General features: G+C 69.5%; 21 protein-coding genes. 6 read left to right on the forward strand and 15 right to left on the reverse strand.

Translation table 11 applies throughout. The features are described 5' to 3' along the window. Positions 1–20: 20 nt before the first annotated feature. On the reverse strand, positions 21–671 hold the full coding sequence (locus A5780_RS06055) for a DUF305 domain-containing protein (RefSeq protein WP_064907958.1): 651 nt from the start codon (positions 669–671) through the stop codon (positions 21–23). Then, positions 672–2,249, reverse strand: coding sequence for an LVIVD repeat-containing protein (locus A5780_RS06060; RefSeq protein ID WP_030517711.1), 1,578 nt, complete (start codon positions 2,247–2,249; stop codon positions 672–674). 256 nt (positions 2,250–2,505) lie between these two features. Between A5780_RS06060 and A5780_RS06065 the strand changes: the two genes are divergently transcribed. Next, the gene (locus tag A5780_RS06065) at positions 2,506–2,880 is read left to right on the forward strand and encodes a hypothetical protein (protein ID WP_227463122.1); all 375 of its coding nucleotides are present in this window, start codon (positions 2,506–2,508) and stop codon (positions 2,878–2,880) included. A 56-nt stretch (positions 2,881–2,936) separates the two neighbouring features. Beyond that, entirely contained in the window at positions 2,937–3,410 is a 474-nt protein-coding gene (locus tag A5780_RS06070) for a nuclear transport factor 2 family protein (protein WP_030517709.1), read from the forward strand. A 19-nt stretch (positions 3,411–3,429) separates the two neighbouring features. Here A5780_RS06070 and A5780_RS06075 read toward each other — a convergent pair whose 3' ends face one another. The 4 genes from A5780_RS06075 to A5780_RS06090 all read right to left on the reverse strand — a co-directional run bounded on the left by A5780_RS06075 (position 3,430) and on the right by A5780_RS06090 (position 8,546). Beyond that, the gene (locus tag A5780_RS06075) at positions 3,430–4,332 is read right to left on the reverse strand and encodes a hypothetical protein (RefSeq protein WP_064907959.1); all 903 of its coding nucleotides are present in this window, start codon (positions 4,330–4,332) and stop codon (positions 3,430–3,432) included. After that, positions 4,329–5,393, reverse strand: a complete 1,065-nt coding sequence (locus A5780_RS06080) for a hemolysin family protein (protein WP_030517707.1) — start codon at positions 5,391–5,393, stop codon at positions 4,329–4,331. The genes A5780_RS06075 and A5780_RS06080 overlap by 4 nt, the downstream gene beginning before the upstream one ends. Next, the gene (locus A5780_RS06085) at positions 5,386–6,768 is read right to left on the reverse strand and encodes a hemolysin family protein (RefSeq protein WP_064906822.1); all 1,383 of its coding nucleotides are present in this window, start codon (positions 6,766–6,768) and stop codon (positions 5,386–5,388) included. The genes A5780_RS06080 and A5780_RS06085 overlap by 8 nt, the downstream gene beginning before the upstream one ends. Before the next feature lie 341 nt (positions 6,769–7,109). After that, on the reverse strand, positions 7,110–8,546 hold the full coding sequence (locus A5780_RS06090) for a GuaB1 family IMP dehydrogenase-related protein (protein WP_063013256.1): 1,437 nt from the start codon (positions 8,544–8,546) through the stop codon (positions 7,110–7,112). Between the two features lie 68 nt (positions 8,547–8,614). Between A5780_RS06090 and A5780_RS06095 the strand changes: the two genes are divergently transcribed. Further along, positions 8,615–9,073 (forward strand): PPOX class F420-dependent oxidoreductase, encoded by a 459-nt coding sequence (locus A5780_RS06095; RefSeq protein ID WP_030517704.1) that lies wholly within the window; start codon positions 8,615–8,617, stop codon positions 9,071–9,073. Here the strand turns inward: A5780_RS06095 and A5780_RS06100 are convergent. Then, a complete protein-coding gene (locus A5780_RS06100; protein WP_063013107.1) occupies positions 9,070–9,597 on the reverse strand; it encodes a DUF1992 domain-containing protein in 528 nt (175 codons plus the stop codon). The genes A5780_RS06095 and A5780_RS06100 overlap by 4 nt on opposite strands. Before the next feature lie 143 nt (positions 9,598–9,740). Between A5780_RS06100 and A5780_RS06105 the strand changes: the two genes are divergently transcribed. After that, the gene (locus tag A5780_RS06105; RefSeq protein WP_064907960.1) at positions 9,741–11,162 is read left to right on the forward strand and encodes an ethanolamine ammonia-lyase subunit EutB; all 1,422 of its coding nucleotides are present in this window, start codon (positions 9,741–9,743) and stop codon (positions 11,160–11,162) included. Then, a complete protein-coding gene (eutC, locus tag A5780_RS06110; protein ID WP_082976301.1) occupies positions 11,159–11,998 on the forward strand; it encodes an ethanolamine ammonia-lyase subunit EutC in 840 nt (279 codons plus the stop codon). Before A5780_RS06105 ends, eutC begins: the two co-directional genes overlap by 4 nt. A 236-nt stretch (positions 11,999–12,234) precedes the next feature. Here eutC and A5780_RS38890 read toward each other — a convergent pair whose 3' ends face one another. The 6 genes from A5780_RS38890 to A5780_RS06140 all read right to left on the reverse strand — a co-directional run bounded on the left by A5780_RS38890 (position 12,235) and on the right by A5780_RS06140 (position 18,796). Continuing rightward, a complete protein-coding gene (locus A5780_RS38890) occupies positions 12,235–13,767 on the reverse strand; it encodes a DEAD/DEAH box helicase (RefSeq protein WP_369829511.1) in 1,533 nt (510 codons plus the stop codon). Positions 13,768–14,053: 286 nt separating this feature from the next. Next, the gene (locus A5780_RS06120) at positions 14,054–15,031 is read right to left on the reverse strand and encodes a M56 family metallopeptidase (protein ID WP_063013103.1); all 978 of its coding nucleotides are present in this window, start codon (positions 15,029–15,031) and stop codon (positions 14,054–14,056) included. A 63-nt stretch (positions 15,032–15,094) separates the two neighbouring features. Continuing rightward, on the reverse strand, positions 15,095–15,532 hold the full coding sequence (locus tag A5780_RS06125) for a BlaI/MecI/CopY family transcriptional regulator (RefSeq protein ID WP_051024559.1): 438 nt from the start codon (positions 15,530–15,532) through the stop codon (positions 15,095–15,097). A gap of 77 nt (positions 15,533–15,609) precedes the next feature. Next, complete coding sequence (locus A5780_RS06130) at positions 15,610–16,500, reverse strand: ABC transporter ATP-binding protein (RefSeq protein ID WP_064907961.1); 891 nt, start codon at positions 16,498–16,500, stop codon at positions 15,610–15,612. After that, the gene (locus A5780_RS06135) at positions 16,497–17,531 is read right to left on the reverse strand and encodes an iron chelate uptake ABC transporter family permease subunit (RefSeq protein ID WP_082976309.1); all 1,035 of its coding nucleotides are present in this window, start codon (positions 17,529–17,531) and stop codon (positions 16,497–16,499) included. The genes A5780_RS06130 and A5780_RS06135 overlap by 4 nt, the downstream gene beginning before the upstream one ends. 194 nt (positions 17,532–17,725) lie before the next feature. Beyond that, a complete protein-coding gene (locus A5780_RS06140) occupies positions 17,726–18,796 on the reverse strand; it encodes an iron ABC transporter permease (protein ID WP_064906825.1) in 1,071 nt (356 codons plus the stop codon). Positions 18,797–18,896: 100 nt separating this feature from the next. On the opposite strand from A5780_RS06140, the gene A5780_RS06145 reads away from it, so the two are divergent. Beyond that, positions 18,897–19,604, forward strand: coding sequence for a hypothetical protein (locus A5780_RS06145; RefSeq protein ID WP_063018839.1), 708 nt, complete (start codon positions 18,897–18,899; stop codon positions 19,602–19,604). 217 nt (positions 19,605–19,821) lie between these two features. On the opposite strand, the gene A5780_RS06150 is transcribed toward A5780_RS06145, so the two are convergent. Beyond that, positions 19,822–21,147: a bifunctional o-acetylhomoserine/o-acetylserine sulfhydrylase gene (locus tag A5780_RS06150; protein WP_063018859.1), complete on the reverse strand. Its 1,326-nt coding sequence runs from the start codon at positions 21,145–21,147 to the stop codon at positions 19,822–19,824. 88 nt (positions 21,148–21,235) lie between these two features. Continuing rightward, entirely contained in the window at positions 21,236–21,778 is a 543-nt protein-coding gene (locus A5780_RS06155; RefSeq protein WP_063018837.1) for an OsmC family protein, read from the reverse strand. Positions 21,779–21,977 lie beyond the last annotated feature (199 nt).

Here is a 21,977-nt window from a genome sequence, read left to right on the forward strand (position 1 = left end):
CCATGGCCGCCGGAATCGGCCTAGGGGAGTGGTTGCGCGCCGCGCTGGTTCAGCATCAGCGCGATCAACCCGGTCTCCTGGCTCTGGGCGACGAGCATGGCCCGGGCCTGCTCCTTCACCGGGCCGGAGGCGATCTGCCGGTCGGCGGCGCGAGCCATCGCGATACCGCCCTCGTGATGGCGGTACATCAGTTGCAGGAAAAGGATTTCCGCGTCACGCCCCCGGGCGGCCGAGAGTCGGTCCAGTTCGGCCGTGCTCGCCATTCCCGGCATGCCGGCCGCCGACGCGGTGGTGGCGGGCCCGCTCGCCGCGTGATGGTGTGCGGAAACCGTATCCGCGCTCATCCATGCCATCGGGTGATCCGACATCGGGGCGGCGTTCGCCAGGCGCAGCCATCCGAGCATCGTGCCGATCTCCACCCGCTGCGACTGGTCGATCTGCTGTGCCAGCCGCAGTACCTGTGGGTCGACCCCGGGGTCGAGACGCTGCACCATCTGGATCGCCTGCTGATGGTGAGCGGTCATATCCTGGGCGAATCCGATTTCGGTGGCGTCGAGAACCGGTGCGGCGGTGTGGTTCTCGGGCAGGACGACCGGCCGCAGCGCAGCGCCGATCACCAACAGGATCAACGCCGCCGCCGCAGAGGAGCCCCAGCGCAGCCATCGCGACATCTAGGACCCCACGATCGAATGCTGGTCGGCCGGTGGTGAATACACGTCGTTGTCCAGCTGCAACACCATGAATCCGTTGTCGTTGCAGGAGGTCCACAGCTGGCTGCCGTGCCATTCCGGAGGCGCGAAACACCAGTCGGAGGACACGTCACCGAAGGCCAGCATCCCGGTGCGCGGTGACAGGGCCTGGGCCGGATCGAATTTCCCGTCCAGAATGGCGCGCGCCACCGAAAAGCCTTCCAGCGCCGGTGGTCCGATCAGCGAACCCAGTGCGTGCGGCGAGTTCCACAGTTGCAGATTCTGTCCGGTGCGGGCGGGCGGATTGAAGTAGGCGATCTCGTGCACCTGGAACGGATCGCGCACATCGAACACCCGGATGCCGGACGATTCCCACCCGCAGGCCAGTGCCGTCGGATTCTCGGGACGGTCGGCCGCGCAGTAGTGCGGGTCGTAGGAGAACACCGAACCGCCCATCGAGGAGGCGAGCATGCTGTCCTGATTCTCCGGCAGATCGATCCGCAACTTGATCTTCTCGACCACCTTGGGGTTGTTCTCGTCGGAGATGTCGACCAGTTTCACCCCGCCGGCTCCCGCCTCGTCGACGGTGAACAGATACGGTGTGCCGTCGTAGCTCACCGGCACGCTGTGCTGGGTTGCCCAGCCGTCGGTCCAGAACACCCGGCCGATGTGGTTGACCTGCGGATTCGGATCGCGCCGCTGAACCGCGCTGATATCGAGCACCGTGAATCCGCCCAGCGCCGACAGATACATGCGGTTGCCGTCGGGACTGATGCCGAAGCCGTGCGCCTCGATGCCGGTGAGCCCCTGCCAGATCACGTGCGGATTCGCCGGATCGGTGAGGTCGACCGCGCTGACGAAGCCGGGTGCGATGCCCGAGGCCCAATAGGTCCGGCCGTCGGGGGAGAAGCCGCCCTCGTGGGTGGTGATGGGCAGGGGCATGGCCAGGTTGGTGCCCGGCCCCGGATTGAGCAGCCGCGGATGCGCGCAGTCGGAGATGTCGTAGACCGACAGGTAGCCGGTACCCTCCAGGAACGGAACTCCGGTGCCCACCAGCAGTTTTCGCGCGGTGTTGACCTTCAGGCTCTCCCAGGTTCCGGCCATCATCGCCGGTTCGGTGAGGGTGGTGCTCAACACCGGATGCGCCGGATCGGAGGCGTCGATCACCTGCACGCCCTGGGCGGGACCGAGCAGATCCCCGGGGAAGAACGAGCCGGTGTAGGAGCAGTGGTCGTAGGTGGTCGAGGTGATGCCGGCGCCGTGGCCGGCATATCCGCCGACGAACGACATATTGCAGCTGTAGCCCTGTGTGCTGCGGCCGGAGGCGCGGTCGGCGGCCGGAACATCGCCCTGCATACCGGTTTCCGGTCGCGAGCCCGGGCCGCAGTCGGCCGGGGGCACCGCGACCTTGCCGATATCGAGGAATTGCTGCACCTGGGTGGCGATATCGGATTGCAGATCCGCCGACGCGCCGCCGACCGGCAGAATCGCGGCCGCGAGTAGGGCCGCGGCCGCGGCGATGAGTGGTTTGGGCGTGCGCCTGCTCGACCTCCGCGCCATTGCGGGACCCCCACCTTCCACAGTGAAACGGGTTAAGCGTCCCGCGCGCGGAGGTAGTCGGTACCGCCGGTTGCGGGCAATGCATCGAAACGGTAACCCACCCACCTTCTCATCGGGTCTGTTTTCGGGGAAAGCCGTCCGGGGCCACCGAGCTGTTGCGCCACAGCAACACGTGAGACAAACTCTGCGAATGGGAATGAAACACGTTGCAGTCATATCGGGTGCGGTGGCTGCCGCGTTGAACGCCGGAGTGGGAATGGCTGCGGCAGCACCGAATCCGGCCGATACGCCCCGGCAGGCCGTCGCCCGCGCGTATATCGATGCGCTGGTCTCACACGATGCGAGCGCGGTGCCGTTCGCGCCGGACGCCACCCGTGTCGAAGCCGGGTTGAAGACGGGCTATTCGGGCCCGCAATTGACACAGGAACTGAATCACGGCGTCCAATATTCGGTGATTCAGGACATTCGCGATCTGCGGATGACCGAATGCGGTGATGTGGTGACCGCGCGCTATCTGCTCGACTCCGGTGTCGCCGGGGTGCGGTTGATGACCGTCGACATCACCGAAACCTTCGTCATTCCCGACGGCACCATTCACACCATCAACGCCACCATCGACCCGGTGGTGTAACCGCGCCCGGCGCGGGACCGGAAAGCAACCGGAAATCCGGAGAGCGAGGAAAAGGTATGTCCGACAACGATGATCCGCGCGCGGTCGTGCGGCGGCTGTGGGCGGCGCTGGCCCGGCGCGACTGGGACGCAGTGGCCGCATCGCTCACCGAGGACTGCATCTACCTCGACGTGCCGACCGGTCCCACGCTGGCCGCGAAGGGGCCGGCCGATACCGTCAAACGCCTGCGCATCGGACTGGCCGGGCTGTCCGAATACACCAATCACGACGGGCTGCTGGTCGCCGACGGCCCGGACGTGATCTACGAGCACTCCGAAACCTGGGTGTGGCCGACGGGCGAGCGCGCCGAGCTGCCGTTCGTCTCCGTGCACCGGGTCCGCGACGGGCGCGTCTCGCTGTGGAAGGACTACTGGAACTTCGAAACCCTTACCGCGGCAGCGCCGCCCACGTGGCTGGCGGATTTCGCGGCGGCGGATATGTCGTGGATCTACGACGCCACGGCGGAATTGAGTATCCGCCGCGCGAACTGAGCCGCTCGGCGCCGTCCGCTCAGGACGGCCCGAGCAGTGCCCGGCAACGGCCGAGCAGTTCGGTGCGCAACGGCTCCGCCCGCCGGGCCAGCTCGGACTGGGCGCGAACGTATTCGGCACGGCCGCCGGGGGTTTCGATGGCGATCGGCCGGTAGCCGTAGTCGGTGAGGTCGTACGGGCTGGCGCGCATATCGATTTCGCGGGCGGCGCAGGCCAGGGCGAAGCAGTCCAGCAGCAGATCCGAATCGATCAGCGGGACCAGCTTGAATGCCCACTTGTACAGATCCATTCCCGCGTGCAGGCAGCCGGGCTGTTCCCGGCGGATCTGGTCGTCGCGGGTGAGTTGTTCGATATTATGCGGCGCCGCCTCGGGGGTGAAGAAGCGGAAGGCGTCGAAGTGCGTGCAGCGCAACGACATCGAATCGACCACGGCGTCGGTGCCGGCACGGCCGAGCCGCAGCGGGACCTGCCGGTGGCGCACGTCCTCGCTGCGATAGACCATCGCCCATTCGTGTAATCCGAAGCAGGACAGTTGCGCCGGCCGTGCTGCGGTGGCTGCCAGCAGGGCCGCGACGAATTCGACGGTGTCGCGGCGGCGGTCGAGAAAGGCCGGGTCGGCGGTATGGACCGGGCCGGCGGCCGTCTCGACGCGGTGATAGCCGCGGCGCTGCGCGTACTCCTCGGCATCGGCCAGAGCCACGCCGAAACCCGGATGCCAGCGGCGCAACTGGGCCGGTTTGTGCCCGTAATAGGTGAACAGGAAGTCGATCACCGGGTGTTTGCGGCCGTCGGCGCGTTGCCGCAGGTACGGGCCGACCATCTCGTCGACCCGGTCCCGATGCGCCTGCGCCCGGTTCCGCCACTGCGCCGGCGGCAGCACCCGAAGGTGCTGCGCCGCAGCCGGTGTCGCGTCCACGGTCATTCCGCCACCCGGTGGGTGGCATCGCGCACGGTGCCCACGAACTCTTCCACCAGATCCTCGAGGGCGACGATGCCAACGGTATTGCCGCGGGTGTCGATGACCCGGCCCAGATGGCTGTTGGTGCGGCGCAACCGGGCCAGCGCCTCGTAGAGCGTGGTGCCCATGCTCAGCGTCGGCAGCGGCCGGATATCGGTGCGCGGGATCGGGGTCGACGGCCCGGCCGAATCGTCGGCCACCTTGTCCAGCACGTCCTTGACGTGCAGATAGCCAACCAGGGAGCCGTCGCCGGCGCGCACCGGATAGCGGGAGAAGCCGGTCTCGGCGACCGCGGATTCGATATCGCCCAGGGTGGTGCCGTCGCCGCGCAGCGGCACGCAGCGCGTCGTGGCCAGCGGCACCATCACATCGGCGACGATGCGGTCGGTGGTGCCCAGCGCCTGGGTGAGACGGCGATGCTCTTCCTCGTCTATGAGACCTTCCGAGCGGGATTCGCCGATCATCTCCGCCAGCTCCACCGACGACACGGTCGCGTCGAGCTCGTCCTTGGGCTCGATGCGCAGCGCGCGCAGGGTGAGATTGGCCGCCAGGTTGTACAGGCCGATCAGGGGACGGGCCAGGCGCAACCACCACAGCATGATCGGCACCAGCAGCAACGCCACCCGCTCCGGCCCGGCCAGGGCGATGTTCTTCGGAATCATCTCGCCCATCAGCATGTGCAGGATCACCACGAGGCCCAGGGCCAGCGCGAATCCCACCGGATGCAGCAGCTGATCCGGCACGCCGACCAGGTCGAACGGGCGCTCGAGCAGATGGGCGATCGCCGGTTCGCCGATGCGGCCCAGCAGCAGCGAACAGATGGTGATGCCCAGCTGGGCGGCGGCCAGCATCATCGACAGATGCTCGGCCGCGCCGATCACCGTGCCGGCTCCCCGTTTACCTTGGGCGGCAAGGGTTTCCAGCCGGTCACGGCGGGCGGAGATGAGCGCGAACTCCGCGCCGACGAAGAAGGCGTTGGCGCCGAGCAGAACGACGGTGAGCAACAGTCCGAACAGATCACCCATGGCTGAGCTCCCACGTCGTCACCGCATCGGCGTCCACCGGCTGCAGCAGCACCCGGTCGATGCGTCGTCCGTCCATGCGTTCCACCCGGGCCAGCCAGCCGCCGTGGGTGTGCGGCTGCATCGCGTGCCCGTTGGTCGCGCTCGGGGTGGGCAGCAGCACCTCGTCGCCGGCCAGCGGAATGCGGCCCAGGGTGGTCAGGACCAGTCCGCCGAGGGTGTCGTATTCGCCCTCGGGCGCGTCGTAGCCGGTGGCCCGGGACACCTCGTCGATGCGCAGCAGCCCGGAACAGTTCCAGCCCAGGGCGGTGCGGCGCACGTCGAGTTCCTCCTCGTCGTGCTCGTCGCGGACGTCGCCGAGGATCTCCTCGATGATGTCCTCCATGGTCACCAGGCCCGCGGTGCCGCCGTATTCGTCGACGACCAGCGCGAGCTGCATCCCGTCCGCGCGCACCCGTTCCAGCACGGTGTCGCCGTCGAGGCTGGCGGGCACGATCGGCACCGGCCGCGCGATCGAGGACAGCGCGATGGTGCCGCGCTGCGCGACCGGATACAGGAATGTCTGTTTGACGTGCACGATGCCGAGGGTGTTGTCCAGATCGCCGTCGATGACCGGGAAACGGGACAGGCCGGTGCGGCCGGCGGCGGCGATGAGGTCGCTGATGGTGTCGTTCTGATCCAGTGTTTCGATCTTCACCCGTGGCGTCATCAGATCCTCGGCGCTGCGCTCACCGAACAGCAGCGAGCGGTCCACCACGAGGGCGGTGCGCTGATCGAGCGAGCCCCGCATCGCGGAGGTGCGCACCAGCGAACCCAGCTCCTGCGGCGAGCGTGCCGACCGCAGTTCCTCGGCCGGTTCGATGCCCAGCCGGCGCACCGCCCAGTTCGCGGCTCCGTTGAGCAGTTTGATCAGCCAGGAGAAGACCGTGGTGAACACGATCATCGGACCGGCCGTCCAGCGCGCGGTCGTCAGCGGTTTGGCGATCGCGATGTTCTTGGGGACCAGCTCGCCGTAGGTCATCGACAGCGAGGTCGCCAGCACCAGCGCGATGAACAGGGAAACGCCCTGCGCGGTCCCGGGGCCCGCGCCGAGCGCGGTGCAGATCGGCTCGATGAGCCGGGCCAGCACCGGTTCGGCGATATAACCGGTGACCAGGGTGGTGATGGTGATGCCGAGCTGGGAGCCCGACAGCTGGAACGACAGGGTGCGGTGCGCGTGGCGAACCTGGCGCGCGCGACGGTCGCCCTCGCGGGCGTGCGCTTCGACGGTGCTGCGCTCGAGTGCGGTGAGCGAGAATTCGGCAGCGACGAAGATCGCCGTGCCCGCGGTGAGTGCGATGAATCCCAGCAGGCTGACGATGGTGAGCACTACGGACACGATCGGCACCGCCCACCGGGTAACGGAGGATCTGCGGAGACGGAGGCGCCGGGTTGGTCACCCGGCTCGGTAGAGGAGCCCTCCTGTGTGGCGCCCTCGGACGCGGGTGACAACTGGTTCCTTTCGCAAGTGGACGAGCCGAACTAAACGCAATGCCGGTCGGCGGAGGTCCGCCGGTCGGCACAGCCTATGTTACCGGGATCTTCGCGGCGACCGAGCGGCGCGGCGCGCCGCGACCCCTCCGGTGGGGCGGATCGGGCTCGCGGCGAACGCGGAGACGCCCGGTGTGTGCCGGATCCTGCCGGATCGCCCTCCGCGAGCCGCGCCGAGTGTGGTGAGCCTCACCACCCCGAGGGCAGCGGGCGTCCTTCCGCGAAACCGGCGGCCGACTGCACGCCGAGGACCGCCTTCTCGTGCAGTTCGGCGAGCGTGCGGGCCCCGGCGTAGGTGCAGGCGCTGCGCACACCCGAGCAGATGTGGTCGATGAGGTCCTCGACGCCGGGACGTTCCGGGTCCAGTCGCATCCGGGAGGAGGAGATGCCCTCTTCGAACAGCGCCTTGCGGGCGCGATCGAATCCACTGTCGGCGGCGGTGCGGGCGGCCACGGCGCGCTTGGAGGCCATGCCGAAGCTCTCCTTGTAGGCGTTGCCGTCGCGGTCCATGCGCAGATCACCGGGCGATTCATAGGTACCGGCGAACCAGGAGCCGATCATCACGTTCGACGCGCCCGCGGCCAGCGCGAGGGCCACGTCGCGGGGATGGCGGACTCCGCCGTCGGCCCAGATGTGCACGCCGAGATCCTTTGCGGCCGTGGCACATTCGGCGACCGCGGAAAACTGCGGGCGGCCGACACCGGTCATCATGCGGGTGGTGCACATGGCGCCCGGGCCCACGCCGACCTTGACGATGTCGGCCCCGGCCTCGGCCAGATCGCGGGTTCCGGCCGCGGAGACCACATTGCCCGCCACCAGCGGCACGCCCAGTTTCAGGTCCGCCACCGCGCGCAGGGACTCGAGCATCTTCTCCTGGTGACCGTGGGCGGTATCGATGACCAGGACGTCTGCGCCGGCGTCGACCAGAGCCTTCGCCTTGCCCGGGATATCGCCGTTCACACCGACGGCGGCCGCGATGCGCAGCGTGCCGTTCCGGTCCACGGCCGGGGTGTAGATGCCGTCGCGGACCGCGCCGGTGCGCGTCATGACACCGGCCAGGGTGCCGTCGTCGTGGACCAGCACCGCGAGGGTCGCGTGCGCGGCCTCGAGCAGGCCGAAGATCTCACGCGGGGAGGTGGTCGCGGCGGCGCTGACGAAATCGGCGTCGGCGACCGTGCGCAACCGCGCGAATCGGTCGACATCGGCACAGGCGGATTCGGTGACGACGCCGACCGGCTTGTCGTTCTCGACGATGACCACGGCGCGATGGGCGCGCTTGTGGATCAGGGCCAGCGCGTCCGACACCGAATGATCCGGCCCGAGGGTGACCGGGGTGTCGGCGGTGAGCGAACGGCTCTTGACGAAGGAAATGGTGTCGGAGGCCGCGCTGATCGGCAGATCCTGCGGCAGCACCACGATGCCGCCGCGGCGCGCGACCGTTTCGGCCATGCGGCGTCCGGCGACCGCGGTCATGTTCGCGACCACGATGGGGATGGTAGTGCCGGTTCCATCGCTGGTGGACAGGTCCACATCGAACCGCGACGACACATCGGTGCGATTGGGTACGAGGAACAGATCGTCGTAGGTGAGGTCGTACGGCGGCGTGTGTCCTGGGAGAAACTGCACTCCGGCCATTGTAGGGGAATCGATCATGGCAGGGTGGTTGCGAGAGGACCGTCGAGAAAGGATCGCCCATGCCACGGATCGCGACCGCCACGGAGGTCGACCGGACCGAACTGCTCGACTTCGCCCGCCAGCGTCATCGCGGTGTCCTGGTCACCACGCGCGCCGACGGCGCCCCGCAGATGTCGCCGGTGACCTGCGGCGTCGACGAGGCGGGCCGGATCGTGATCTCCACCTACCCCGGACGGGCCAAGACCCGCAACGCGCGCCGCGATCCGCAGGTGTCGATCTGTGTGCTGTCCGACGACTGGGACGGTCCGTACGTCCAGATCGACGGGCGTGCCGAGGTACTCGACATGCCGGAAGCGCTGGACGGACTGGTGGACTACTACCGCTGTATCGCGGGCGAGCATCCCGATTGGGAGGACTACCGCGCGGCGATGGCGCGGCAGAACAAATCGCTGATCCGCATCGAGGTCGAGCGGTGGGGGCCGGTCGCCACCGGTGGATTCCCGCCGTCTCAGGACTAGGCGGCGCCGGGGCGGTCGCGGCGGAGCAGTCGGCGCCACCACCGCGGGTGGCCGTCCCGGCGCCGCGTGGAAGTGGTTGCGAGAGAGTCTTTTCCGCTGGGGGCGGCCGTTCGTTGCCGGGTGTGCCGGTCGGCGCGCCAGCGCGCGACGACCTCGTCGGCTCGGGCGGGTGCGAGGCGGACGTGGGGGCCGTGCGGCATCCGGATCCATTCCACGATGCGGATGTTGAGATCGGACACATAGGCGCGGACCTCGGCCTCGGAATCCATCTCCGCGACCCGCTCGGGTAACCGCTCCAGATCGCGGCGCAGCACCAATGAGGTCGGCAGCAGCGCCTCGCCGCCCACACCTTCGCGGCGCAGGTAGTTGTTCAGCCACCAGTTCTCGTCGTAGGGCTCGCCCACGCCGGGCAGCGGTTTGCCGGTTCCGGCCAGATTGTCGAATTCACCGCGTTCGGTGGCCTCGCGGATCTGCTTGTCGATCCAGGATTCGAAACCCATGCCGGCCGGTTTGCGTTCGGTCAAGTGCGCCTCCTCGCAGTGCCGGAGTGCTTACCCGATCGTAACGCGTTGGGACATAACAGACATCGAGGGGTGCGGGTGCGGCGGTACGCTGGCAGCCACCACCGGCGGTGAGGGTGGACAGGACGCCGATCCGGAGGAGACCGATGACGCGGTATCAGCAGACCCTCCACGGCCGGACCTACGCCTTCGATGGGCTGGCCGACCTGCTGGCCAAGGCGACACCGCTGCGCAGCGGTGACGAACTCGCCGGGTGCGCGGCGAGTTCGGACGCGGAGCGCGCCGCGGCGCAGTGGGCGCTGGCCGAGGTGCCGCTGCGCGACTTCCTGAACGACCCGGTGGTGCCCTACGAGACCGACGAGGTCACCCGGCTGATTCTCGACACGCATGATCGCGCGACCTTCGCGCCGATCGCGCAGCTGTCGGTCGGCGGCCTGCGGGACTGGCTGCTCGCGGTGGCCGCCGGATCGGAGGCGGAGCCACCGGCAGCGGTATTGCGTTCCGTGGCATCGGGTTTGACGCCGGAGATGGTCGCGGCGGTGAGCAAACTGATGCGCAATCAGGATCTGATCGCGGTCGCGCGGGCCGCCGAGGTGCGCTCCGGTTTCCGCACCACCATCGGACTGCCGGGCCGGCTGGCCACCCGGCTGCAGCCGAATCACCCCACCGACGATCCGCGCGGTATCGCCGCGGCGGTGCTCGACGGATTGCTGCTCGGCTGCGGGGATGCGGTGATCGGCGTGAATCCGGCCACCGACTCGCCGCGGGCCGCCGCCGAGCTGCTGACGCTGCTCGACGAGGTGCGGACCCGATTCGATATTCCGGTCCAGTCCTGCGTGCTCGCCCATGTGACCACCACGCTGGGGTTGATCGAGGCGGGGGCGCCGGTGGATCTCGTCTTTCAGTCCGTCGCCGGGACGGAAGCGGCGAATGCGAGCTTCGGGGTGAATCTGTCGCTGCTGCGCGAGGCCAACGAAGCCGGACGGTCGCTGGGGCGCGGAACCGTCGGGAACAACGTGATGTATCTGGAAACCGGGCAGGGCTCGGCGCTGTCGGCGGGCGCGCATTTCGGTACCGGCGGCAGGCCCGTCGATCAGCAGACGCTCGAGGCGCGTGCGTACGCCGTCGCACGCGAACTGGCGCCGTTACTGGTCAACACGGTCGTCGGCTTCATCGGCCCGGAATATCTGTACGACGGCAAACAGATCGTCCGGGCGGGGCTGGAGGATCACTTCTGCGGCAAACTGCTCGGCCTGCCGATGGGCGTCGACGTCTGCTACACCAACCACGCCGAGGCCGATCAGGACGATATGGACACCCTGCTGACGCTGCTCGGCGCGGCCGGTGTCGCCTTCGTGATCGCGGTGCCGGGGGCCGACGACGTGATGCTCGGCTACCAGAGCCTCAGTTTCCACGACGCGCTGTACGTGCGCCGGCTGCTGGGCCTGGCGCCCGCGCCGGAGTTCGAGCAGTGGCTCGCGCGACTGGGCATGCTCGATGCCGCGGGCGGTATCGCCGCGGTGGAACCGCTGACCTCGCCGCTGCGGGAATTGGCGGGGCCGCGATGAGCGCCACCGGGACGAATCCGGCCGGAGCCGGACAGGTGCGCGATGCGCGTCGATCAGGTGCGGACAGCGAGTTGTTCTGGCGGGAATTGCGTGGGACGACGCAGGCGCGGATCGGGCTCGGGCGAACCGGTGACGCACTGCCCACCGCGCGCGTACTGGAATTCCGGGCGGCGCATGCGGCGGCGCGCGACGCGGTGCACACCTGCGTGGACGTGGATGCGCTGTGCGAACGGCTCGCCGCGCTGGACCTCGGGACGCCGATCCGGGTACGCAGCCGGGCCCGAGACCGCGCGGAGTATCTGCGCCGGCCCGATCTCGGACGAGAACCCGAGGACTCCTCGGCGGTACGAAAGCCTCTGTCGCCCAGTGCTTTCGATGTGGGAATCGTTCTGGCCGACGGTTTGTCCCCGAGTGCGCTCGCGACACACGGACCGGATCTGCTCGCGGCCCTGGTCGACGAACTCGCCCCGCACTACACGCTGGCCCCGCCGGTGATCGCGACGCAGGCGCGGGTGGCGATCGGTGACCATCTCGGCGCCGCGCTCGGCGTGCGCACCGTGCTGGTGCTGATCGGCGAACGCCCCGGTCTGTCGGTGGCCGACAGTCTCGGCATCTACCTCACCCACCGCCCCCGACCGGGCCGCACCGACGCCGAACGCAACTGCGTGTCGAATATTCACCCGCCCGAGGGTCTGGGGTATCGACAGGCGGCCACCGTCGTCGCGGGTCTGGTAGCGGGTGCGCGTGCACTGGGACGATCCGGCGTGGACCTGAAGGACGGGTCTGCCGCCGATGCGGTGAAAACCACTGTGGTGGAAGCCATTCCGGAGCGCTGACAGCGAAAGCGGCGCTGCACGGTCGAAAGTGCGCCATACCGAGAGGTGCGGTAGGAGCGAACCGTGCCCTTCTCGCCGGTTCCGTCCGGTGCGGATGCGGGCGCGGGGGACGAGGGGCGTGGTCGGTGATGATGGCACGGTAGGCCGAATCAACGGTTCGCAGTCGGAAACCGGGACCGACGTCGGTCGCCGGCACGCTGCCGCGTCGACGGGGTTGGGTTGTCCCGGTAGGTGATTCAGTTGGCGCGGCGGTTGCGTGAGTGTGGCGGCCGGGTGTTTCGCCGGGGCCTTGCGCGTGTGTCGGCTTCTTGCGTGTCGACCGTCCGAGGCGGGGCGGCGGCCGGATCCGGGACCGGGCGTCCGGTCGGCGGGCGGGCCCCGGCCAAGGCGGCGAGCCGGGGGTCGCCCGGTCGGATGCGCACGTGCTCGAATACCACCGCGGCGTCGCGGAGCACGGTGTCCGCGCTCGCATCGGTGCCGATCGTGACCACGGTGCCGCTCGCGCCCGCGCGGCCCGTGCGGCCGGAGCGGTGCAGATAGTCCTTGGCATCGGCGGCGGGATCGACGTGGACCACCAGCGTGACGTCGTCGACGTGGATGCCGCGTGCGGCCACGTCGGTGGCGACGAGAACCGGTGCCGCACCGGAGGAGAACGCGGCCAAGGTGCGCGTACGCTGCGCTTGGCTCAGCCCGCCGTGCAGCGCGACTGCGCCGACGCCCGCTTCCCGCAGCCGCCCGGCGAGTTTGTCCGCACCGTACTGGGTGCGCACGAACAGCAGAGTGCGCCCGTCGCGCGCTGCGATCTCCGCGACCACTGCGCGCTTGTCGGTCGCTCGCATCTGGAGGAGGTAGTGGGAGACCTTCGCCGTGCCGGAAGGGGAGAGCCCGCTGAGATCATTTCCGGTGGGCGGCCTGCCGATCCCATCGGCGGGAGTGGGTGACGTCGTCGACGAGCTCGGCACCTGCGGCCGGGCTTCCCGGCCGGTCTCGGCCGCCGTGTGCGGTGAATTCTCTTGTCTTTCAGCGGCTTTGCGGACCGCGGGAGTTCCGGCCGCAATGGCAGCTGGAGCATCGGCACTCTCCGCAGCAACCACCGAATCGGTTGCCTGCGAGCCCGGGCGGGCCGCGGCGTACCCGGGAGAAGGCGCCCGCGTTTCCGCGGTGGTCGTGACGTCGTGATGGACGGGGTCGTTCAGATAGGTGTGCACCAGCGTGTCGACGGCGGCATCCAAGGTCGCGGAGAAGAGCAGGTGCTGAGTGCCGGCGGGCAAGCGGTCGAGGATCGTGCGGATCTGGTCGACGAAGCCCAGTTCGGCCATGTGGTCGGCCTCGTCGATCGCGACCACGCGGATCGCGTCCAGGCCGACCTTGTCCTGGTCGATGAGGTCGGTGAGCCGGCCGGGGGTCGCTATCAGCAGGTCCACGCCGCGGCTCAGGCGATCGGCCTGCCGTTTGATCGGCACACCGCCGACGGCCGTCGCCACCCGCAGGCCCAGCGACAGCGCGGTCTCGTCGAGGGCCGTCTCGATCTGCAGGGCCAACTCGCGGGTCGGGGCGAGGACGAGCGCACGGGGGCGGCGCGGTGCGGACGCGCCGCGCCGCAGCCGGACCAGCATCGGCAGGCCGAAGGCCAGGGTCTTGCCGGAACCGGTGGCCGCGCGTCCCAGCACATCGCGACCGGCGAGCACATCGGGAATGGCCGCCGCCTGAATGGGAAATGCGGTCTCGAGGCGCTCCCGCCGCAACGCCTGCACCAGTTCGACCGGCAGGCCGAGTTCCGCGAATCCGGGCCCCGCGGCCGGACCGCGAGAAGCTTCGCCGCCCGGCGATGAGGTCGAGAGTTCGGAGCGCCCGGCTCGGCGACGGTCCTTCGGTGCCCGGTCTCCGGCATCCGGTGTGCGGTCCGATCGTCCCGTGCGCTCGCCCGCCGGCCGGCCGGACCCGGCCCGCCCGGAAGCTTCCGAGGATCGCGCGCCCCGGGGGCCGCCGCGTCCGAAAGGCTTGTCCCCGCGATTGTTCGCGTGCCGGCCGTGAGCTCCCGGGGAACGCCGCCGCTCAGGCACTCAGCAACCGGTTCAATTCGACCAGCCACGGAATCGCCACCGCGAGGGTCGGCACCACCAGGATCGCGGCGGCCGTCGCGTAGGCCGCGGTCGCGATGCGCAGATCGCCGAGCGGACCGGTCAGGCGCTGGATGCGGATGAGTGTGGTGGGCCCGCCGGCGGCCATGGCTCCCTGCGGGGCGGTGGAATTCGAGCACGTCACCAGCGCGCGGGCCAGCGGGGTGGGTCCGGTGACCTTGACGGCGGAATCGTCGGCGAGCAGTTCGATCAGCAGCTTCACCGAATCCAGCGCGGATTTGCTGCGTACCACCCGCGGGAATGCCTCGTGCGCGGCGGTGAACGCCTCCAGCACCAGGTCGTGGCGCGCCCGCAGATGCGAACGCTCGTGGCTGACGATCGCGGTCAGTTCGGATTTCGACAGGTTCGCGAACGTTCCCTGGCTGAGCACCACGCGCTGGCGCAGACCGGGCAGGCAATAGGCGATGGGCTCGGCGGCGGCGAGGACACGGATATCCGCGGCACGGGTACCGGCCAGCGGCGAGGCCGCGATCAGATCGCCGTGCCCGATGTCGCCGCCCTGGTCGAGCAGGTCGACCAGCATCCGGTGCCGGGCCCGGCGGCGGCGGGTGTGCACGCCGACCCGGATCGCGGCGTAGATCAGGCGTGCGCCGACCAGCAGGGTCAGCGCGAAGACCACGACGTAGATCAGCCAGAGGCCCAGGCCGAGCGCGTCGATCTCCTTGGTCGGGGAGGTGGTGGGGCGGCCGTCGGGTCCCGGGACCAGCAGCAGACTGGCGATGGCCAGCCCGGATCCGAACGCCGACAAGACCGCTGCCAGCGCGACCGCCTGCCACAACACCAGCGCCGCGCGGGGAGTCCGGTACGGCCAGGTGGCTCGGCTGAGCAGAGCCGGGACCGGTCCCGCGAGAAGCAAGGCGAGACCGGCGAAGACCGGCGCTGTTGCGTTCATACTCAGCTCACTGCGTTGTGGGGCCAGGGGCCCGAGATCGCGGCGCCGGAGAGCACCACGCAGCTACTGCGGCGGGGCGACTCCGTTGTCGTCGGATGCGGTGTTCTCGTCCTCGGACGGGTTGCGCGCGGTCTCGGTTGCTTCGAGCTTAGCGAGTGCATCGCGGAGTGCGGCAGCCTCATCCTTTCCGACCTGTTCGACGAAGTGCACGAGCGCGGCGCGGCGGGACCCGACTTCGTCGGCCTGCTGCAGCGCGTCGACCATCAGACTGGCCACGAGTTCGTCGCGCGTGTGCACGGGCGCGTACCGATGTGCCCGGTCGTCGCGCTGTTGCACGACCAGATTCTTCTTCGCCAGTCGCTGTAGCACCGTCATCACCGTGGTGTACGCGAGCTCGCGGCGCGCGGCGAGGGCTTCATGGACCTGCCGTACCGTCTGCGGTTCATCGGCCGACCACAACTGGTCCATGACCGCTTTCTCGAGTTCACCAAGACCTGCCATCCCTCCAGCTTACGGAGGCAACGACACAAATGCGTACTACAGTTCGTCGTAACCGGTCGGTAGCTATGTGGGATTTTTCATAAACCGGTCGGGGAACTCGCTTCGGCATCGTCCGGGCGCGGTCCGCCGACGGCGCCGACGACGTGCCGCGCGCCGATGGGCACGATCATCGGGCGCTCCGACACCGGATCGGTGTGCACCTCGGCGCGCAGGCCGAAGACCGTCCGCAACAGTTCGGTGTCGATCACCTCGCTCGGCGCGCCCTGGGCGACGATGCGGCCCTCACGCATGACGATCAGCCGGTCGCTGTAGCGGATGGCCAGATTCAGATCGTGCAACACCATGACCACGGTCCGGCCCAGATCGTCGTGCAGCCGGTCGACGAGGTCGAGCACTTCCAGCGAGTGGGCCAGATCCAGATAGGTGGTGGGCTCGTCGAGCAGCAGGATGTCGGTGCCCTGGGCCAGTGCCATGGAAATCCACGCCCGCTGGCGCTGCCCGCCCGACAGTTCGTCGAGGGTGCGGTCGGCCAGTTCCGACATGCCGGTCTGGGCGAGGGCGTGCGCGACCTCGGTTTCGTCGTCGGCCGACCATTGGCGCAGCCAGGACTGATGCGGGTGGCGGCCGCGCGCGACCAGATCGGCCACGGTCAGGCCCTCCGGCGCGACCGGTGCCTGCGGCAGCATGCCGACGATGCGGGCGACGTCGCGGGTTTTCATGGTGGCGATCGCCTTGCCGTCCAACAGGACTCGGCCCGCGTTCGGCCGCAGCAGCCGGCCCAGTCCGCGCAGCAGTGTGGATTTGCCGCAGCCGTTCGGGCCGATCACCGTGGTGATGAGGCCGGGTTCGATATCGACGCTGAGGCCGTCGACGATGACACGGCCGCCGTAGCCGAGGGTGATGTTCTCCGCGGCGAGGCGGTGGGCGTCGTCGTTGCCGGTGTTCCGGTGCGGGGTTCGGGTGCTCACAATGTCGCCTTCCGGTTCACGCGTATCAGCAGCAACAGCAGGAACGGTCCGCCGAACGCGGCGGTGACCAGGCCGACCGGCAAGTCGACCGGTACGACGGTTCGGGCCGCGACATCGGCGGCGATCACGATCAGCGCCCCGGTCAGCGCCGAGCCGATGACCGGCTCCTCGGGGGTGCGCAGCAGCCGGCGGGCGATCTGCGGCGCGGCCAGCCCGACGAAGGCCAGCGGGCCGACCGCCGCGGTGGCCAGGGCAGCCGCCGCCACCGCGGCGCCGATCAGCACCAACTGCTGGGTCTGTACGCGCACACCGAGCGCGCGAGTGGTGTCGGAGCCGAAGCGCAGTGCGGCGAGGGTGCGCGCCGAACCCGCCGCGATGAGAACCACGACGACGAGTCCGGCCGCCGCCGCACTCGTCCGGTTCCAGTCCGCGCCGTTGAGCGAGCCGGTGAGCCACAGTTGCGCCCGGGCGGCGTCGTCGAGGCTCGCCCGCGTGACGAGCCAGTTGATACCGGCCAGCAGCAGCGCGTTGACCCCGATCCCAATGAGAATGAACCGCATTCCGCTCAGTCCGGTGTCGCCGCCGCTGTTGCGGCCCAGCGCCAGGACGCCGATCAATGCGGCCGTGGCCAGTCCACCCGCGAGCGCCGCGAGCGGAACGCCCAGCGACGCGACGATTCCGGTGGCGGTGCCGCCCGCACCGGCCAGCACGGCGACCGCGGCGAAGCTCGCCCCGGAGGTGATGCCGAGGACGTCGGGGCTCGCGAGCGGATTGTGCAGGATCGACTGCGTGATCGCGCCCGCGATGCCGAGCGCCGCTCCGGCCACCAGCGCGGTCACCGCGCGTGGCAGCCGCGATTCCATGACGACGTAGCGTTGCGAACGGGTGCCGCCGCCGGTCAGCACGTCCAGCACCCGCGCGAGGGCGATGTGATAGTCGCCGACGGAGATGTCCACTACGAACAGCACCACGATCGCGGCGGCGAGGGCCAGCAACGTCAGCAGCATCGAAAGGCGAAGGACCGCAGACATTCCGGCGACCCGGACGGCCGGCCGGACCCGTGCCAGCGCCACGCCGGGTCGGTCCGCGCCGGGAGCGCTCGTCGAATCGCCGACCGAGCCGGCCGCCGCTTCGCTGCCGGCGTCCCCGGCCCGTCGGTCTCCGTCCCCTGGCTCGGTACCCGATTCCGTGCCGGCCCCGGAGGTGCGGATATCGCTGCGCGCGTTCACAATTCGGCCACCTTCCGGCGGCGCACCAGGGCGATGAAACAGGGTGCGCCGATCGCGGCCAGCACGATACCGGCCTGCAACTCGCCGGGCGGCGCGATCACCCGGCCGACGACATCGGCCAACAGCAGCACGATCGCCCCGAGCAGCGCCGAATACGGAATCAGCCAGCGGTGATCCGGGCCGGTGATCATGCGGCCCAGGTGCGGAACGACCAATCCGAGAAAGGCGATCGGGCCGACCGCGGCCGTCGCGGCGCCGGTCAGCAGCACCACCGCGGTGAGCCCGATCGCGCGGTTGCGCGCGATGTTCACCCCGAGCCCGCGCGCGACATCTTCGCCGAGTCCGATCGCGTTGAGCCCGGGCGCGGCCAGGATCGCCAGCACCGTTCCCGCCAGGATGAACGGCACCACCTGGGCCGCGACCGCGGGTTCGTGTCCGGCGGGAGTGCCGACCACCCAGAAGCGGTAGGTGTCCAGCGCGGCCGGATCGAGCAGGATCACCGCGTTGGTCAGCGCCTGCAGCAGCGCAGTGACCGCCGCACCGGCCAGGACCAGCGTCAACGGGGTGGATCGGCTGCCGCCGCTCGCCGATGCGCCGAACACCACCACCCCGGCCGCCAGTGCTCCGGCGAAGGCGAACCAGATGTACTGGCTCGGCTGGGTGAGCGCGAACAGATGGATGCCGAGCGCGGCCAGGAACGCCGCACCCGCGTTGAGACCCAGCAATCCCGCATCGGCGAGCGGATTGCGCGTGTAGCCCTGGATCAGCGCACCGGCGATACCGAGTGCGGCGCCGGTGAGCAGTGCGAGAACCGTTCGGGGCAGGCGCAATTCGCGCACGATCCGGTCGGCCTGCCCGTCCGCGGGGCAGGTGAACGGCACGCCGTCCGGACAGGAGACGGCGTGCCAGATCTCGGCCGGGGACAGGGATTTCGCGCCGACGGCGAGTCCGGCGACGACCGCGAGCAGCAGCACCCCGGCCAGGAGTGCCAGGCCGGTCGCACGGCGACGGGGGGTGATGACTGCGGCGGACACGGCGGCGAACGACTCCTGGGTGACGCGTTTCATGGCGATCGAACACTTGCGCAGCGACCTGTCGCCGTACAACTCTGGTAAGCCTAACCTATCTTTCGTTGCCGACCGCAATGCCGAACGTTGAGGGGGTTCGATGTCCGAACCAGTGACGATTTTCCCGGCTCGCCGTCCGGAGCCGGCGTTCGAACAGATCTGTGTCCGGCTGCGCGCGTTGCAGCCCGGGCATCCGCGCGTCTACGCCATGGCGGCGATGGCCGAACAGGGCCGTCGGCGGTGGTGGCGACTGGCCGACGGGGTGCGTGAAGGTCGCATCGAGCTGATGTATCGCCGGCATGCGGCGGAGATGGTCAGCGCCGAGATCGCCGCCGAGGTGGTCGCCACCGCGCTGATCCATGCCGTGGTCGGCCGGGTGGTCGCGCTGATGGTCTGCGACAACCGCGCCTGGGATCCGGGGCTCGAGAATCTGTGGGTGCACAGCGACAGCGACGGCGGGCTGGACTGGGCGGGCCTGTCGGACACGACGATTCGCGTGGTGGCGGGTGATCCGCTGGCAGGGCGGCCGGGTGTGGTGACGCTGCCGTGTGATCGGGCGCTGTCGGTGTGGCTGGCGCATCGCTGCGAGGCGGCGCTGACCTTGGTGTGTGAGAGCCTGCAGCGCTGCGCGGGGCTGAGCCGGGCGCGATTCTGGAATCTCGTGGGCGAAACCGTCGTGGGCGCGGCCACCTATGTTCCGGAACTGGCGCGGACCGGCGCGGATGCCGGGATCGAGCGGGGGCAGGCGTTGCTACTGGCATTGGCCGATCGCGGGTTGCCGGTGCGTCGCTCTTGCTTGGTTAGGTAAGCCTGACCTACACTCGACTCGGCGTCCGGATCGAGCGAGAGTCCCGAGGGCTGCGGTCGACTCCCCGGTCCACTGCCCGCGGCGGGCCCTTCGTGACGAAGGGCCCGCCGCGTCGTTTCCGAGCGACGCCCCCGAATCCCGAAGTGCCGGTGCGTGTTCGCAGACACGACGATGCCCGGCCCACCGCCGGGGGCGGCGAACCGGGCATCGGCGAGAACTAGTGCGTGGCGGCGAAACCGGTCCGCAGGTCGGCGAGGATGTCCTCGATCCCCTCGATGCCCACCGCGAGCCGGACCAGGCCCGGCGTCACACCCGCGGCCAGCTGCTCCTCGGGCGTCAGCTGCGAATGCGTGGTCGAGGCCGGGTGAATGACCAGCGAACGCACATCGCCGATATTGGCGACATGGCTGTGCAGGGTCAGCGCGTCGACGAACCGCTTACCCGCGTCCACGCCGCCCGCCAGCTCGAAGCCGACGATCGCGCTGGTGCCCTTCGGGGCCAGTTCCCGGCCGCGCTCGTACCACGGCGACGACGGCAGGCCCGCGTAGAAGACGCTGGTCACCTCGGGCCGCTCGGTGAGGAATTCCGCGACCGCCTGCGCGTTGGCGACATGCCGTTCCACCCGCAGGCTCAGCGTCTCGAGACCTTGGGCGATCAGGAACGCGTTGAACGGGGCCACCGCGGAGCCGAGGTCACGCAGCAACTGCACGCGTGCCTTCAGTGCGTAGGCCGGCGCACCCAGATCGGCGAACACCGCGCCGTGGTAGCTGGGATCCGGGGTGGTGAAGCCGGGGAAGCGCGAGTTGCCCTGCTCGTCGGTCACCGTCCAGTCGAAGGTGCCGCCGTCGACGATCACACCGGCGATCGCGGCGCCGTGGCCGCCGAGGTACTTCGTCGCCGAGTGCACGACGATGTCGGCGCCGTGCTTCAGCGGCTGGATCAGGTACGGGGTCGGCACCGTGTTGTCCACGATGAACGGCACACCGGCGGTGTGGGCGACCTCGGCCAGGCCCGGCAGGTCCAGGATGTGGTTCTGCGGGTTGGACACGGTCTCGCCGTAGATCGCTTTGGTGTTCGGGCGGATCGCGGCGCGCCACTGGTCCAGATCGTCGGGATCTTCGACGAACGACACCTCGATGCCCAGCTTCGGCAGCGTGTAGTGGAACAGGTTGTAGGTGCCGCCGTAGAGGCGCGGACTCGACACGATGTGGTCACCGGCGCCCGCGATGTTGAGGATCGCGAAGGTTTCGGCGGCCTGGCCCGAGGAGAGCAGCAGCGCCGCCACACCACCCTCGAGGGCGGCGATGCGCTGCTCGACCGCGTCCTGGGTGGGGTTCATGATGCGCGTGTAGATGTTGCCGGGCTCGGCCAGACCGAACAGCGCCGCCGCGTGATCGGTATCGCGGAAGGTGTAGGAGGTGGTCTGGTAGATCGGCAGCGCGCGAGCGTTGGTGGTGCCGTCGGGAATCTGGCCGACGTGGACCTGCTTGGTCTCGAAGCTCCAGTTCTGCGCCGGATCGTTCGGCTCGACGGAGTCGGTCATGGGTTTCAGCTCCAAAATGTGTAGATGGGATGGATCGTCGCGCACGAGGCGGCGGTGCGCCGCCCCAGAATGCCCGATTCGTGAAGAATCAGGCGGGAACTGCGGAGTTTTCCAACTCCGGTGTGATCAGTGTGGTCAGCACGGGCGTCGGCCCGGTGGAGATATCGAGAACCGGGCAGTGAGCGTCCACGGCGGCCTGCAGTTCAGCGTAGCGCTGCGCCGGCTCCGGACCACGAATGTGCACATTCACCCGGACCTGCTGGAACCCGGCGCGCACGCTGTCGTCGAGTCCGAAGAAGCCGCGCACGTCGAGGTCGCCCTCGGCCTCGATGCGCAGATCGTCGACGACGATGCCGAGACGTTGCGCCCAGAACCGGTAGGTCACCACCTGACACGAGATCAGCGCCGCCAGATAGAACTCGACCGGATTCGGCGCGGTGCCCGCGCCGCCCAGCGCGGCCGGCTCGTCCACCCGGACCGTATACGTGCCGGCCGTGACGGCGCTGCCGACGGCGCCCTCCGCGACTCCGGCAGCGGAAAACAGGACCTGCGCCTTCGCCGGATCGCCGGCCACGGCCTGTGCGGTGGCGTCGACGATGTCGTTGAGCGGAGTGTCCGATGCGGCTGTCATGGCCGCCACGGTAGGGCGGCGCGGGGGCCGGAGCGAGGGTTGCGCTCGCCGTGATCGCAACCGTAGCCGGATCGCCGTGAGTGCGTATGCCGCTGCGGTACAACGATTTTCACATTGTGCCGCCGGTGTGCTGCTCGATTACCCGGCACCTGGGTGGCCGGGCGCGCGCGGCACCGCCGTACCGGCCGGTACTCAGGTG

Origin of the sequence: Nocardia sp. 852002-20019_SCH5090214 (genome assembly GCF_001665865.1) — a bacterium.
Taxonomy (GTDB): Bacteria; Actinomycetota; Actinomycetes; order Mycobacteriales; family Mycobacteriaceae; genus Nocardia; species Nocardia nova.

What these genes read in the sequence shown, in the direction of transcription:
- A5780_RS06125 (WP_051024559.1), bottom strand. Translation starts at nt 15,532, where the DNA reads ATGGCAGGTCTTGGTGAACTCGAGAAAGCGGTCATGGACCAGTTGTGG.
- A5780_RS06140 (WP_064906825.1), bottom strand. Translation starts at nt 18,796, where the DNA reads ATGAAACGCGTCACCCAGGAGTCGTTCGCCGCCGTGTCCGCCGCAGTC.
- eutC (WP_082976301.1), top strand. Translation starts at nt 11,159, where the DNA reads ATGAGCGCCACCGGGACGAATCCGGCCGGAGCCGGACAGGTGCGCGAT.
- A5780_RS06060 (WP_030517711.1), bottom strand. Translation starts at nt 2,249, where the DNA reads ATGGCGCGGAGGTCGAGCAGGCGCACGCCCAAACCACTCATCGCCGCG.
- A5780_RS06155 (WP_063018837.1), bottom strand. Translation starts at nt 21,778, where the DNA reads ATGACAGCCGCATCGGACACTCCGCTCAACGACATCGTCGACGCCACC.
- A5780_RS06145 (WP_063018839.1), top strand. Translation starts at nt 18,897, where the DNA reads ATGTCCGAACCAGTGACGATTTTCCCGGCTCGCCGTCCGGAGCCGGCG.
- A5780_RS06065 (WP_227463122.1), top strand. Translation starts at nt 2,506, where the DNA reads ATGGCTGCGGCAGCACCGAATCCGGCCGATACGCCCCGGCAGGCCGTC.
- A5780_RS06070 (WP_030517709.1), top strand. Translation starts at nt 2,937, where the DNA reads ATGTCCGACAACGATGATCCGCGCGCGGTCGTGCGGCGGCTGTGGGCG.
- A5780_RS06075 (WP_064907959.1), bottom strand. Translation starts at nt 4,332, where the DNA reads ATGACCGTGGACGCGACACCGGCTGCGGCGCAGCACCTTCGGGTGCTG.
- A5780_RS06135 (WP_082976309.1), bottom strand. Translation starts at nt 17,531, where the DNA reads ATGTCTGCGGTCCTTCGCCTTTCGATGCTGCTGACGTTGCTGGCCCTC.
- A5780_RS06055 (WP_064907958.1), bottom strand. Translation starts at nt 671, where the DNA reads ATGTCGCGATGGCTGCGCTGGGGCTCCTCTGCGGCGGCGGCGTTGATC.
- A5780_RS06095 (WP_030517704.1), top strand. Translation starts at nt 8,615, where the DNA reads ATGCCACGGATCGCGACCGCCACGGAGGTCGACCGGACCGAACTGCTC.
- A5780_RS06150 (WP_063018859.1), bottom strand. Translation starts at nt 21,147, where the DNA reads ATGACCGACTCCGTCGAGCCGAACGATCCGGCGCAGAACTGGAGCTTC.
- A5780_RS06105 (WP_064907960.1), top strand. Translation starts at nt 9,741, where the DNA reads ATGACGCGGTATCAGCAGACCCTCCACGGCCGGACCTACGCCTTCGAT.
- A5780_RS06120 (WP_063013103.1), bottom strand. Translation starts at nt 15,031, where the DNA reads ATGAACGCAACAGCGCCGGTCTTCGCCGGTCTCGCCTTGCTTCTCGCG.
- A5780_RS06080 (WP_030517707.1), bottom strand. Translation starts at nt 5,393, where the DNA reads ATGGGTGATCTGTTCGGACTGTTGCTCACCGTCGTTCTGCTCGGCGCC.